The 13,938-nt window shown below is 34.6% G+C and carries 13 protein-coding genes and 1 pseudogene; 6 read left to right on the top strand and 8 right to left on the bottom strand.

What is annotated here, in order from left to right:
• Nucleotides 1-38 precede the first annotated feature (38 nt).
• Nucleotides 39-476: pseudogene (locus ACP6PM_RS18375) on the bottom strand (DNA cytosine methyltransferase).
• 100 nt (nt 477-576) lie between these two features.
• On the opposite strand from ACP6PM_RS18375, the gene ACP6PM_RS18370 reads away from it, so the two are divergent.
• The 4 genes from ACP6PM_RS18370 (at nt 577) to ACP6PM_RS18355 (ending at nt 2,886) form a co-directional block, all read left to right on the top strand.
• Complete coding sequence (locus ACP6PM_RS18370; protein WP_426587113.1) at nt 577-774, top strand: hypothetical protein; 198 nt, start codon at nt 577-579, stop codon at nt 772-774.
• A 97-nt stretch (nt 775-871) separates the two neighbouring features.
• Nucleotides 872-1,255 (top strand): hypothetical protein, encoded by a 384-nt coding sequence (locus ACP6PM_RS18365; protein WP_426587111.1) that lies wholly within the window; start codon nt 872-874, stop codon nt 1,253-1,255.
• Nucleotides 1,256-1,406: 151 nt separating this feature from the next.
• Nucleotides 1,407-1,892: a TerB family tellurite resistance protein gene (locus tag ACP6PM_RS18360; protein WP_426587109.1), complete on the top strand. Its 486-nt coding sequence runs from the start codon at nt 1,407-1,409 to the stop codon at nt 1,890-1,892.
• Nucleotides 1,893-1,986: 94 nt separating this feature from the next.
• Complete coding sequence (locus ACP6PM_RS18355; RefSeq protein ID WP_426587108.1) at nt 1,987-2,886, top strand: tRNA-dependent cyclodipeptide synthase; 900 nt, start codon at nt 1,987-1,989, stop codon at nt 2,884-2,886.
• Nucleotides 2,887-3,291: 405 nt separating this feature from the next.
• Here ACP6PM_RS18355 and ACP6PM_RS18350 read toward each other — a convergent pair whose 3' ends face one another.
• Complete coding sequence (locus ACP6PM_RS18350; protein ID WP_426587106.1) at nt 3,292-5,397, bottom strand: M3 family metallopeptidase; 2,106 nt, start codon at nt 5,395-5,397, stop codon at nt 3,292-3,294.
• A 597-nt stretch (nt 5,398-5,994) separates the two neighbouring features.
• Here ACP6PM_RS18350 and ACP6PM_RS18345 point away from each other — a divergent pair.
• Together ACP6PM_RS18345 and ACP6PM_RS18340 are read left to right on the top strand one after the other, a co-directional pair.
• The gene (locus ACP6PM_RS18345) at nt 5,995-6,216 is read left to right on the top strand and encodes a hypothetical protein (RefSeq protein WP_426587105.1); all 222 of its coding nucleotides are present in this window, start codon (nt 5,995-5,997) and stop codon (nt 6,214-6,216) included.
• Complete coding sequence (locus tag ACP6PM_RS18340; protein WP_426587103.1) at nt 6,209-6,412, top strand: hypothetical protein; 204 nt, start codon at nt 6,209-6,211, stop codon at nt 6,410-6,412. The genes ACP6PM_RS18345 and ACP6PM_RS18340 overlap by 8 nt, the downstream gene beginning before the upstream one ends.
• Nucleotides 6,413-6,455: 43 nt before the next feature.
• Here the strand turns inward: ACP6PM_RS18340 and ACP6PM_RS18335 are convergent, their stop codons facing one another.
• The 6 genes from ACP6PM_RS18335 to ACP6PM_RS18310 all read right to left on the bottom strand — a co-directional run bounded on the left by ACP6PM_RS18335 (nt 6,456) and on the right by ACP6PM_RS18310 (nt 13,547).
• Complete coding sequence (locus ACP6PM_RS18335) at nt 6,456-7,214, bottom strand: HAD family hydrolase (protein ID WP_426587101.1); 759 nt, start codon at nt 7,212-7,214, stop codon at nt 6,456-6,458.
• 244 nt (nt 7,215-7,458) lie between these two features.
• Nucleotides 7,459-8,235, bottom strand: coding sequence for a hypothetical protein (locus ACP6PM_RS18330; protein WP_426587099.1), 777 nt, complete (start codon nt 8,233-8,235; stop codon nt 7,459-7,461).
• 653 nt (nt 8,236-8,888) lie between these two features.
• Nucleotides 8,889-10,994: a PAS domain S-box protein gene (locus ACP6PM_RS18325; RefSeq protein WP_426587097.1), complete on the bottom strand. Its 2,106-nt coding sequence runs from the start codon at nt 10,992-10,994 to the stop codon at nt 8,889-8,891.
• 1,342 nt (nt 10,995-12,336) lie between these two features.
• The gene (locus tag ACP6PM_RS18320) at nt 12,337-12,480 is read right to left on the bottom strand and encodes a hypothetical protein (RefSeq protein ID WP_426587095.1); all 144 of its coding nucleotides are present in this window, start codon (nt 12,478-12,480) and stop codon (nt 12,337-12,339) included.
• Nucleotides 12,481-12,486: 6 nt separating this feature from the next.
• Nucleotides 12,487-12,801 carry a hypothetical protein gene (locus ACP6PM_RS18315; RefSeq protein ID WP_426587093.1) on the bottom strand — a complete coding sequence of 105 codons (315 nt, stop codon included), beginning with the start codon at nt 12,799-12,801 and terminating at the stop codon, nt 12,487-12,489.
• Between the two features lie 191 nt (nt 12,802-12,992).
• The gene (locus ACP6PM_RS18310) at nt 12,993-13,547 is read right to left on the bottom strand and encodes an RNA 2'-phosphotransferase (RefSeq protein ID WP_426587091.1); all 555 of its coding nucleotides are present in this window, start codon (nt 13,545-13,547) and stop codon (nt 12,993-12,995) included.
• Nucleotides 13,548-13,938 lie beyond the last annotated feature (391 nt).

Here is a 13,938-nt window from a genome sequence, read left to right as displayed (position 1 = left end):
TTCGACATATCCATTCTACACAATCAGGCACAACTGAATTACCATATAAAGCATAAGGAAGCAAGAGCATTTAAAATAATTCGGAAATGATGCCCTTTTTCCATAGTTATAATTCTTTTGACATTTTCTAATAAAAAATATTTCGGCTTTTTAGCCTGGATTATTTCCACAATTCGTTCAAAAAGTGTTCCCCTGACTCTATCTCTAATTCCCATTTTTTTGCCTGCTTGACTAAATGGTTGACAGGGAAATCCTGCTGTTAAAATATCGTGTTCTGGAATTTATGATAAATTAATTTTATTAATATCGTCTAATACTATTGAGTCACTACCAAAATTACTTTGATAAACTTGAGAAGAAAGTTTGTTAATATCATTAGCCCAAATAGTGTCAATATTTGCAGCTTTCATTCCCAAACGAAAACCACCTATTCCAGCAAATAATTCTATGGCTTTGAATTTATTAGTTTCAATCAATTTATTACTTCCTTTGAGTATTTGTCTGCAAATACAGTTTTAGATAAGATTTTATTGTCAACAAAGTATAACTCGAAATTATTAGCTTTGGCAAGAACTTATGTTTAAAGTTCCTACTTCTAATCCAGATGTTCCTTATGGTACTCTACAAATAGCAAAAGAAATGTTTCGTTTGTTTGATGAAGAGAATTTAGGAGTAGAAAAAATATTAGTAATGGCAGGTCACGAGGATGGAATTATTTGTTTTGGCAAAGATTTAGATGAGGCTGCTAATATTTTAAGGAATAAAAGGGAATGAAGCTTGGTTAGAGGCAATTCGCACTGGAGAGGAGTTTGTTAATGAAAATGGTTTGCTGTTCGAGCAATATTCTGAAAGTTGTCGATTTGAGTTCAGGATGGCTTCAGAAATTGAGAAGCAATCGCACTTTAATATTTATTATGAGGAACTTCAGAGCCTTTATCAAAAAAAACAATCTTTTCAAAGTATGGTAAATTCCTTTGCTCAGACATATCTCAACCGAGGGGAACAAGTAGAAGCAGAGCAAGTTGAGGAGCTTAAGCAAAAGCATCTGGCGACAACCTACTTACTTGAGGAGTCAGCTTTATTTACCTGCCTTGCTGAAGAAGGATGGCAGGTTTTCGTTTATCCAGGGTCAATCAAAACCTTTGAAGAAATATCAGAGGGATTACATCCAGAAGTACCATTACCTCTCAAGAAAATGATCTGGGTGAGTCTACGCCTCAATAAGCGGAATGCTAAAAGTGGAAATGAAAAATGAGAATAAATGAGCGATCGCTAAATAAATATTGATAGTTCAATATCAACTATTGAATTGTAAATATTTTCTAAAGTTTTATTAGACGGTTGACAAAATGAATAAGTATATAGGAAGTTAAAATGATTAAAGCAAAGAATTACAGGAGTGAAATATGAGTAGTGGTAAAAGTCTCCAGCCAACAAAGTATGCCCAACAGAGGTATAACATTACTGCACCAGTTGATTTTGATGTGGCGGTGAAATACGGTGGTGCATTAATGGCGATCGCTGGTGCGGATGGCGAATTAGCAGAAAAAGAATTTCAATGGTATGTTGACGAACAAGAACTATTAATGGTAGATTCTCAAGAATACATTGAAACGCTCCGCAAATTTGATTGGAAAAATGCCAAGATAGAAGAGCTATTGAATGGTATCAAGTACGATTTTCCTCTAAACTTTCGCCGAACTATGTTGTATCAAGCGATAAAAATGAGTAGTGCTGATGGAGTTTACCAGGAAAAAGAAAAAGCAGCAGTGGCTAAAGCAGCAGAAATTTTGGGAATTGAGCGTAGTATGGTTATTAGTATTGAGTCATTAGCTGAAATGGAAAATGCAAGTGAGCGACTGCGACTTTCTTTATTTGAAACTAATGTTTAATTCTGGTTGATATCTTTTTTATAGAGGATTTTGATTTACTTGGTTTATGACTAAATATATCAAAATCCTCTTGTCCTCAAAAATATCCAACAATATGAGTAGTCATATAGACCAAGAAAAGATTATTGAAAATTTTGACTGGAGTCAGCTTTCGCTAGAACGTTTGAAGTTGCTCCAATCTAAAATCAACAAAGAAATAAACATCAAGATACACGAAAAACTAACAAAAGGTACTGCCAATTTCAGTCAAGACTATGAATATCAAGCAAGTTTTGCATATAAAGTAAGTTTGGCAAAAATATTTCCTCATAGTATGCGTGGCTCACTGTCTAAGTATGATAAATGTGTATTCCCAATTAGTTTAGGAAGCAAAAATTTTTATACTAAGCGAATAGAAGCTTGCATCAAATGGATTAGCGATAATTTTAAGAATTGTCTAGTGTTGGTTGGTGATAGTGTACATAGACTAACAATTCAGGTGAGAGAAGGGATAAAAGAGGATGAAGCTTGGTTAAAAGCAATTCGTATCGGAGAGAAGTTTGTTAATGAAAACTATCTTTTGTTTCAGGAATATTCTGAAGGCTGTCAATTTGAGTTCAAGATGCTTTCAGAGATTGCAAAGCGATCGGACTTTAATATTTATTATGAGGAACTTCAGGGTCTTTATCGAAAAAATGAATCTTTTCAAAGTATGGTAAATTCCTTTGCTCAAACGTATCTTAACCGAGTAACACAGGTAGAAGTAGAGCAAGTGCAGGAGCTTAAGCAAAAGCACCTGGCAACAACGTACTTGCTTGAGGAGTCAGCTTTATTTACTTGTCTTGCCAAAGAAGGATGGCTAGTTTTCCTCTATCCAGGATCAATCAACACTTTTGAAGAAATATCAGAGGGGTTACATCCAGAAGTACCATTACCTCTAAAACAAATGATCTGGGTAAGTTTACGTCTTAAGAGATTGAATACTAAAAGTGGAAATGAAAATGAGAATAAATGAGCGATCGCTATTTTCCTATTCCGTAGGGACGTTCGATGCAACATCCCTACATAGGGCTTGCTAATTAAATTTCAAAGTATTTGCAGATAAAGGTTTTAGCCTTTTGGAAGTGAAAAAAAGTGCAAATTTTTCAGCTTGAGTGACCAAAAAGTTAATATGAAAGGCAGAAAAGCACAAAAAAATCAAGGGTGTTGCTGAATACTGGGATGATTAAGGCTGACACGGGGACACAGAGACACGGGGACACGGGGATTATGCTCGATCCTTTCTAACAAAATCATCCCACAATTATGCAATGCCAAATCAAGGGACAATTATTCCTCCTAACTTTCTCTATCTCCCCACCCTCCCCAAACTTCCCACACTTCCCACACTCCCCACACTCCCTATACCTTTTAACTTAATTTAAGCTGCAGCAACCAAACCACTATGTCTTAACAAAGGTTCAGTATTAGGTTCACGACCTCTGAAAGTTTTAAATACTTCCATCGGATGCAAACTACCACCCAATGCTAAAACCGTATCTCTAAACTGCTTACCACAAGTAGCGATCGCCTGTTCATTTTCCAGACCAACTTCTTCAAAAGCTGCAAAAGCATCAGCGCTCAATACTTCCGCCCACTTATAACTATAATAACCAGCAGCATAACCACCAGCAAAAATATGCCCAAACGCACATAAAAATGAATCTTCTGGCAATGGTTGTAAAACAGTAGTAGTTTGAGCAACACGCTTACGCACATCCACCACTGTTTCCTCCCCACCTGGTTGATAACGGTCATGAAGTTCAATATCAACTAGAGCAAAGTGCAACTGACGCAACATCGCACTACCGCTCATATAATTTCTGGCAGCCAAAAGTTTCTGATAATAATGTTCTGGCAAAGTCTCCCCCGTTTCATAATGTTTCGCCATTCCGAATAAAGTAGAACGGTCATAACACCAATTTTCCATAAACTGACTAGGCAACTCCACCGCATCCCACTCTATATTATTAATACCTGCTGCACCTGCATAGTCAACTGTTGTCAGCATATGTTGTAAACCATGCCCAAATTCATGGAAAAGAGTTTCTACCTCCCTAAAAGTCATCAAACTAGGTTTATCATCTACAGGAGGTGTTTGATTACATTGCAAATAAGCTACAGGTAAACGCAAATTACTTTTACCATTCTCTACAATTTTAGCACGAGTAATACACTCATCCATCCAAGCTCCACCTCGTTTTTCAGCCGGGCGACTATAAGCGTCAAGGTAAAAGTAAGCAATGGGTGTGTTTGTTTCATCACTAACTTGGAAATAACGTACATCTTCATGCCATACTGGTGCTTCCCCATCTGCAGCAGTAATATTAATGCCAAATATCCGCTTTACTAAACTAAATAACCCATCTAGAACTTGTGGCAGGGGGAAATATGGTCGCAACTCTTCTGCAGTGAAGGAAAATTTTTCTTCCCGTAGTCTTTCTGACCAAAAACTGGTATCCCAATGTTTGAAGTCATTTGCTTCTGGAGCATTTTTTCTAGCAGCATAAGCTTTAAGGTCTTCTAAGTCTTTGACCGCAGCATCATAACTAACACTGCGTAGTTCTTCCAATAATTTTTCTACTGCTTCCACACCGGGTGCCATTTTACTAGCGAGACTTAGTTCTGCATAACTATTAAAGCCAAGAATTTCTGTTTTTTGTTGACGTAGCTCTAAAATTCTTTCAATTAAAGGATAGTTGTTTAAGTCTCCACTGTCAGCACGACTAATAAAGGCTTTATAAAGTTGTTCTCGCAACTCCCGTTGTTTGCTGTGCTGCATAAAGGGTACAAAACTAGGATAGTCGAGGGTGATGCGCCAAGGTCCGTTTTCTGGTGTAGCATTTTCGGCTCCATTGTCTCTGGCGGCTTGAGCTGCTAAACTTAATAAACTCGGAGGTAAACCGTCTACTTCTTCTTTTTTAGTTAATGTGAGGCTAAAAGCTTTGGTGGCATCAAGAACATTATTAGAAAATTTGGTAGAAAGTTCTGCTAGTTCAAGTTGAATGCTGTTGAAGCGTTCTCGTTTTTCTCCTTCTAAAGCTACTCCTGAAAGTTCTGCATTTCTGATGGCAGCTTCAACTATGCGCTTTTGTCCTGAATCTAAGTTTTCCCAGCGATCGCTATTGCTTAAATTTTTAAAAGCTTGATAAAGAGGTTGACTTTGATTTAGTTTATTAGAAAATTCTACTACTTTGGGTTGTACTTCATTATAAGCTTTTCGTAGTTCAGGACTATTTTTAACTCCCATTAAATGTCCTACTATTCCCCAACTCCAAGTTAAACGGTCTTCTAATTTTTGTAGAGGTTCTACTAGGTCATTCCAAGTTGCTTTAACTGTTGCTTCTAAGTTGATTAATTCTTGTTCTAATTCTGTCAGTAGTTCTGTCATTGCAGGTACTACATCTTCTGGTTTGATAGATTCAAAAGGGGGTAATCCCTTACCAATTAGTAATGTTTTTTCTGTAACTGTCGTATTAGCGTTCATACGCGGGTTATCTTGATATCCTCATCATTTTATTTTCTATTTCAACATTGTAGCGTAACTAGAACATAAATCAAATTTTATCTCTAAAATAGCTGAGTTTTTGCCTCTGGAGTTGTGAATAATACCAGGCATGAAAAAAGAATGTTACAAAAAGGTGCATCTCGATCTGAGATACTTAATAAAGAGCTTATCCAATTCATTTGAGAAAGCTATCTCTATCATTTTCCCTTTTTTTATTCAATATTTATTCCTAGTTTGCTCTTACAACTTAGGTCTGACCTACTCCCGTTGCATGCAACGTCCCTAACATTTGTAACAAACATTAATCGCGCTTGGTATAATACCAATTCAATCAGACAATTTTCTCAAGCAATAGTTGTTGGAAATAGCTGAATCGGGGATAGAGAACAGAGCCATAAACAAAATTGAAAAAAAGAATAAGGAATCAGGAAAAAGGAATAAAGAAAGAAGAACAAAATGGTGATGTTCAAGGTTCATATTTTGTTAATAAATACTCTCTAATTAGGAGAAATAATTTCTGAATAGAAAGAAGTCTTGTGGTATTGCTGAATCATATCATGTCCGGTAGTATCGGTATTGTATGGCGAAGGTAAAGAAGAAGGAAGAAGGAAGAAAGAAGAAGCTTTAAGAGAAGGAAAAACCTTAAATATGGTAAATATTTCCCCAGCTTTTACACAAACCATACCAACGGACATGATATCAATACTTATAAGCAGGAACAAAACTATTTGTATAAAACATTTATCAAACTGGTATAATTTACTATTAATGGTCAGAACTCAGCTTTTTAATGAATGAAGCAAGCATTGGTTTAACTTCTACTACATTTTCAACTAGAGAATTGAAGCACAAGAACGACGAGCTTGAGTTGTCAACCCATACAATTATTGTCTACTTTAAACCATCGGTAAAATCACGCTATAATCTGTGGTTTGGCGTCAGACTTCTCAACGCTCTAGCTAAAATTTTCAGTAATCACAAATCTTACTTTTAACTTTTAACTTTTGACTTTTAACTTTTGACCCCACTCTCTTTATTTAATCTTGGATAGACTGTATTAATTTTAGATCGCAATAAGTTCTACCTTTAGTATCCCCACTTAGAGTAGTAAATGGTTTTTCTAGTTCTCCTAAATGATTTAATACTAGAGTAGCCCCAGTAAAATCTTGATTACGAGTATAATCATTAACAGTCACAATTGTTTTTAATCCTACTTGTAAGGCTGCTTGTAAACCATGATGTGAATCTTCAAATACTATACAATTCTGTGGTTGAATATTCATTTTTTCTAACACATAATAATAAATATCTGGAGCAGGTTTTTTTGCCGGAACTATATCTCCTGCTGCAATTATTTCAAACCAAGAAATACTTTCTTTTCCCAAGGTATGCTCTAATAATGCAGTCACATTTGGTAAAGCGCTAGTAGTAGCGATCGCTAACCGCATTTTATTAGTTCGTGCTTCTGTTAATAATCTTTTCACTCCTGAGCGTAATGGTATAGCACCTGTTCCTAATAATTTTTGGTAATAATTTGTTTTACTTGCGTGTAGATTAGAAATTAATTCTGGCAGTGGAATTGATGATGAAAATTTTGGTTGATACTGACTAATATAAAAATTAATCCGTTCTTTCCCACCAGCGATATGCAGTAATTCTCCATACAAGGAAACTGACCATTCCCAGTCTAACCCAGCTTCAGCAAAAGCTTGATTAAAAGCTACTCTATGGCCATCTCGTTCTGTATTTGCTAAAGTGCCATCAACATCAAATATTAGGGTAAATGCTTCAGTCATTTCAGTTATCAGTTATCAGTTATCAGTTATCAATACCTCCTGGAATAGGAAAGCTTGAAATACTGAAATTTTCTTTTTTTTATCGCCTTTGAAAAGGAGAATATTGACCTAATTTTATGGTATAGTTTACCGAAAAATTCAGGTATAAAGCCTCTCCATTCATGGAGACAAAAAAATTTCCTTTAGCTCAATCCTCTTCTTTATAAGAAGAGGTAATAATTAATTATTAATTATTAATTATTACTTAAAACCTACCTTCAGATTGCTTTACTGACTCTGCAGTATGTTCTCTAATGGGTTGTTTTGAAATTATAGACTGATGAGATGATTGGCTAGAATAATTTGTATGTTGTAATTGTCTCACAAGTGTAATCAGACGTTTCAAGTGAGGTTTTACCACCTGTGTATTTTGTATTTCCAAATCGTCAATTTTGGCCTGAAGCTGGGATATATCTGCTTGAGGTTCCTTGGCCAATACTTCCATATCCCTTTGCAGATTAGCGATCGCTTCCTCAATTACCAAAAGACGGCCATTTACTATTTCCCAATCATCTGTAGTCAGAGCTTTTTTATCTACAGATGCTAAACTTTTTTGCACAGAAGAAGCTGAGTGTTCTAGTGCAGTTAGTTGCTGTTGTATCTCTGAGTCCAGAACTTGTATTGATTCAGTAGAGAATTTTTCACGAACTGATTCAATTTCTGTAGAAAGCTGTTGACGAAGTTTAACTATTACCTTTACAGCATTTTTTTCTAGCTTTTCTACTGAGCTTTGAATTTCTCCTATCTCTGACTTTTGAGATAATAGCATCTGCTGTTCAAATCGGTATCTATTAGCCACATTCAGAGATAAGGCCAATGTCATAGGTGCTACTGCGTAAAATGCTTGTCCCGAAGCTACTACTCCAAAAGCACCCAATGCTGAACCAATTATACAAGCATACTCCGCCAAATTGAGCCAATGCTTTTTATCAAAAGTTTGCTTCACAGCTCTCCTTGGCAATGAATCTCGATTCCGTTCCATATTTAGTCACATTTGCTCACAAGCATTTTCTGTTTCATTCTATAAGTATCGGCACTATCTACAATTCTTTATTGATACGAGTAATATTATACCATTGACATTTCCCGGATTGAACCATTAACCTAAAACCTATAACCTACAATTTTCTCGAATTATGGTTGAAAATTACTGAATAATTAAGGTTTAAAGCCTCTCATGAGCAAGGAGAAACAAGCGGTCGTTTCGGCTGTCGCCGACATGAATGCGGAGGATGACCTAGGATGGGATGGCGAGGTCTCCCGAAGAAAGCAGAGCCGCTCCGAAGTGCGCCATATCCAATCTCCCCTTGAGAATAAAAAATTTTCATGATTAGTCAATCCTATCCGTTTTCAAGGAGAGGTAATTGTTAATTATTAATTATTAATTATTAATTTTTGAACCTATCATCTCCGAAAAAATCATGTTTATCCTATGAAACAAATTAAGTCTATTTTTACTGTAACATTGTTTTTTCTTCTACTCCTAGGAGTAGGATTTTTAACAGTTAATTTTGTCTTAGCTATAGTCAACAATTTATCTTAAATTATTCCCAATAATGTTTCTATCTAACTATTTAAGCCTAGTAGATAGCGATCAATTCTGATTCTACTAAAATCCTGACAAATACATTTTTTTCATTGCCGACCAAAATGAGAAAGCTTAATGGGAATTTCAATTACAAACACTGTAAATTCGCCAATCATAGACTTACAAGACAACTTACCCTGATGTTTATCAACAATTAATTCTTGGGAAATTGACAAACCTAAACCCATACTATTTTCTGAGGTTTTCGTAGTAAATAAAGGTTCAAATATCTGGCTATATACTTCTTCAACCATGCCTATTCCATTATCAGCAATAGCAATCGCGATATAATCATCTTTAACTTCTGTAGTAATTGAAATTTCTGGTTCAAATGGTTGAGAGTTGATTTTTTTTGTACTTAAATTTCGGTGTTTTTCCTCCAGTGCATCAATAGCATTAGTAAAAATGTGCATAAACACTTGATTCAACTCTCCAGGATAACATTCGACATGAGGCAAGCTCCCATACTTTTTAACCACATTAATATCAGGGCAATTCTCTTTTCCTTGAAACTGATTTTGCAAAATTAAAAGTGTACTGTCTAATCCTTTATGAATATCTACTGTTTTTATAGATTCTACTTCTAATCCAGAAAACTGTCGTAGGGATCTAACTACATCTCTAATTCGTTCTGCCCCTATCATCATTGAGCCTAATAATTTTGGCAAATCTTCTTTAATAAAATCTAGTTCTATCTCTTCAATTTCTGACTCAATTTCTGGTGTAGAATGAGGATAATGTTGCTGATAAATATCTATCAAGTACAACAAATCTTGAACATAATTTATGGCTAAACCAATATTACCAGAAATAAAATTAACAGGGTTATTAACTTCATGGGTAACACCTGCCACAACTTGCCCCAAGATAGAAGTTTTATGCTTTTGAATTAATTGAGTAGTAGCCGAGTTTAGTTTCTGTAAAGTTTGCTCTAATTGATCGGCTTGTTGGCGAAATTTTTTCTGATTATGGCGTAGTGAAGCTTCCATTGCTAAACGTTCTGTGATGTCTAAACCAACAAAAACTGCCGCTGGTAATGATGCTTTATCCCGATAATATTTTTGAGCGACTATTAAATAAGTCCTAATATTTCCTCTAATATTTGCTTTTACTTCTCTAACATTGCTCGAATCTGCCTTAGCAAAAAAGTCATAAACAAAATCGTTAAATTCTGGGCTAGTCTGTAAAAATCCTACTTCTTTATTAATAAAAGTTTCAATAGGTAAATTATAGGCATTAGCTAAATGTTTATTAACTCCTAGATATCGTAAATCTGCACTGATCCATGAAACTAATCCTGGTACCGCATTTAGAACAGCTTGGAATTGTTCCTTCGCTTCTCGTAAATCTAGATTAATTTTCTTTTGCGCAGAAATGTCACGCACAATGGCACATTGATATTCATTACCATGAAATTCTAAATAATTTGCATTGACTTCTACAGGAAAAATACGACCTGCTTTAGTACAATAATTAGACTCAAACCTCAGATAATTTTGATTTTTAACTTGTTGCCAATAGGTTGGCAAAACTTCTCTAGATAATTCTAGGTCAATATCATAAATTGTTAGCTGAAGTAATTCAGATTCAGAATATCCCAGCAAATTACAAGTCTGTTTATTTACATAGTATAGTTGTCCATTAACAGTTATCCAGAAAATAGCATCAGCAGCATTGTCAGTTGCTAACTTAGTTAATTCTAATTGTTGTTGAATTTGCTTCTCTCGAGTTATTTCTTCTGTGGAAATAATTAGACCACCAATAATACCTTTATCTGTATGCCAAGGTTTGACTTTCCATTTTACCAATAGTATTGAGCCATTAGGAGCAGTAATTGTATGTTCTAATTCAAATTGGCTAATGGTTCCTAGTAGACATTTTTCAGCTTGTCCCTGCCAAGATGCTGGGAGATTAGGGAATACCTGGTAATGCAGATTCCCAATAATTTCACTAGACTCTAGTTGCCAATATTGTAACCACATACCAGAAGCCGCTAAATAGAACATTTCCTGGTCTAACATTGCCATAGCAGCAGGTATATGTTTGATGAATTGGCAAAGTTGATTGTAAGTCCCATGTTTTTCTGGATATTGATGACCTAGGGGAGGAGTTGAATTCTCGTAGGTGGTTGTGTTTATTGGTCTTTGTTTCATTTTTAGGATTTCCTCCCTAGTCTGATTTAGTATTTGTGCTATTAGGTGGTGCATAATCTCGTCGTGGCAAATAAATTAAGGGGGGTTCAAAAATAATTGCAATTCCCTCGACTATCACATTTCTAACACTAACTTATCTATAAATGCCAATAGTAAAACCTTTATGTTGGATAAATTCTAGTACTAGAGATATTTCGGATGAAGAATTTAGTTATGCTGCTTCAAAAAATAAGAATCAGGAAAATAATCATAAAAGGTGGTAGGTCTTAGGTGTTAGGTAGTTCGGAAAAAATATCTAAAGTATAATTAGTTTTTAAATAAAGTATTAATGGATTATAAACGGTATTCACGACTACGTTTTTTCCTGCATACTAATTCTTATAATTATTTTAACTTAATTCAAGCTACAGTTCTGAATTTTCTTAATATTTATTTGATTTTCAGTAAATTTTCAGTGAGATAAATTTATTCCTGGTCTGTGAAGATAACAACATTTTTGGAGTTAATGAGCTAAAAAGCTTTAAGCATTTAGGGAATAGGGAAAAAAGATTAATATTCAACTTTACCTTACTATCTCCAATGTACTATGAAGTTGTAGGTAGTTAAACAAGGAGAGAGTTTAAACCTTAATTATTAGACTTGTTGGGAATTAAGCTCAAAAAGTTCTAAAACCCTTATCTGTTTAAGGGTATAGTGTTTTTGGAGCTTAAATAACTAAAAGGCTATATATAGCAATCCTAAATAGGTTGTCAAAAATCAAAAAGTAGATAAAAAAACTAAAATTCCCACCAGTTAAGTATTCCCAGTTGAGTGTACCCTAAAAGCGGTAAGATTTTTATACACAAATAAAATGGGATTGCTATAGTAAGCTTTTGAGCAGTTTCAGTTTTTATTTCCCAACAACTCTATTATACTAATTTGATAAATGTTTGCTAAAAGTAGCTAGGAAATTTTTTAGAAGTCAGGAGTCAGGAGTCAGAATGAATAGCTTTAATGCTATTTATGACTTCATAAATTATCGAATTTGTCCAAGAAACATCTCCTGTCAAGTCTTTTTATTGCCCTTATTATTCATAACATTCTTTTTTCAAATTGGTATTAATTATTGGTTAGCCCTAATTATCAAAAAGATTATTTAACCTGTGTTAATTACTTAATAATTGAAGTGTCACCTAAGTATAGTATTAATGCATGGTAATTGGTATAATACTCAAAATGAAAATTTACAGACCAGTAGCTTTAGTTTGATAACTGAAAATTCAATAACAAAACTTCCGAATTGTAACTGATTTTCTTCTATAAATTAGGATATAAATTAATATTTTATCGCCCAAACCAACCCCTAGACAAAGCGGTAAGTAAATTCATACATTAAATCTACTCTACCTTTGCGTAAAACTGCGGGGTCTAATCTTTCTTTAGTATTGCAGGTCATTAAAACGTATCCACTCAATATGATGGGGTAGGCAATGATGATAACTTCCAAGGCCAATCAAATGGATTGATAAAATAGGGAGCGATACGGCTGACGCCACGCTCCGCGAACGTAAATAATAGTTGCCAGAGAGGGAATATTACCTATCTGGGAAATGCGTTGGCGGAGCCTAGCGGCAGCTATATCGCGTATATATTCAAAAAAACTCAATCCCAGCTTACGAGTAGTAGCAACAAGGGACATAAACGTATCCCAAGATTCCGTCCCCTCAGCCGTCTGAGTTCCATAACTGATATGGCGTCTCCTCACCATAGTTCTAGCAGCTAACTCCGCCGGGTTATTATGCAATGGTAATTCCGGATGCTCTAACACCAACAGCAACTCGGAAATTTTGGCTGCAGTTAATCGTTTTCGTTCATCCAACTGCTGATAACCACTCTGAGTCTCGAAAGGTTTTCAGCTCAAATTAACTACTATCAAACTTGTTACGACCAATTGTAGGATTGCTATAGCTAATTTTTAATCCTACTTAAACTAGAATAGCCTTCTTTTTTATTTCACCTTCAAGTAGACGGAATTTGTAAATACTTAGTTGGAACTTCATCAACTAACCAAACATTATTGTGAGAAAGGTAAAAGTTATAACCATCTTCAGACATTGCCATCGCATCTACCACTAATACTATAGATTTTCCATTTCTTCTTTTTGCGACATTTCTAGCTATAGTAATATCATTTGATAAATGAACATGATTTCTTGACATTTTCTGTAAACCAGTTTTTTTAATTGAGTCAATTACATGAATTACTGTACCATGATAAAGTATACCTGGAGGTATTTGTGGTTCTAATTGCAAATCTACTTTTACACTGTGTCCGTAGTTAGCACGAATAATAGTACCACTAGGATCTATAGAAAATCGTTTTTTATCACTATTTTCTACAACTTTATAAAGTTCTGTTTGAAGGATAGGAAAGCTATGATTTTTAGCTGCTTTCAATAGTTCTTCTATAGCAACCCAACCATGAGGATCGAGTTTAATACCTATTTTATCCGGGTAGTGTCTCAACACGAAACTCAAATACTTACTAACTTTTACTAGGCGAGAATTGTTCATACTATTATTTATTATTTTTCCACAAAAAATATCAGTTAATTGTTATTTATTTAACTAAGCAATTTAATTTTGATATGGTTTATTTTTTCTCAAGCATTAAATATAGATGTCAAGCTTTAGCTTTGTGCTACTTTTATGTTACAACAGAAATATAAGAAGTGTCAAGGATAGGTATAGGAAAACTAAAAAATTAAAAGTTCAAAGGTAAAAGTTAAATTATTACTGTGACTAAAACAAGAGAATTTGAGAATGTTCTAACAGTAATAGTGACTGTTAGAAAAATGATATAATCTCATATTTTGATCGTTGTTGCGCTTTAGCGCTGTTATATCAAATCTTGGAGTTTGGACAAAAAAAAGTTAGCGTAATATTTACACTAATCAATGAAATT

Source organism: Dapis brunnea BLCC-M229 (assembly GCF_050015995.1).
Taxonomy (GTDB): Bacteria; Cyanobacteriota; Cyanobacteriia; order Cyanobacteriales; family Microcoleaceae; genus Trichodesmium.
Note: the sequence above shows the minus strand (reverse complement) of the source record. Positions and strands in the feature narration are given on the sequence as shown.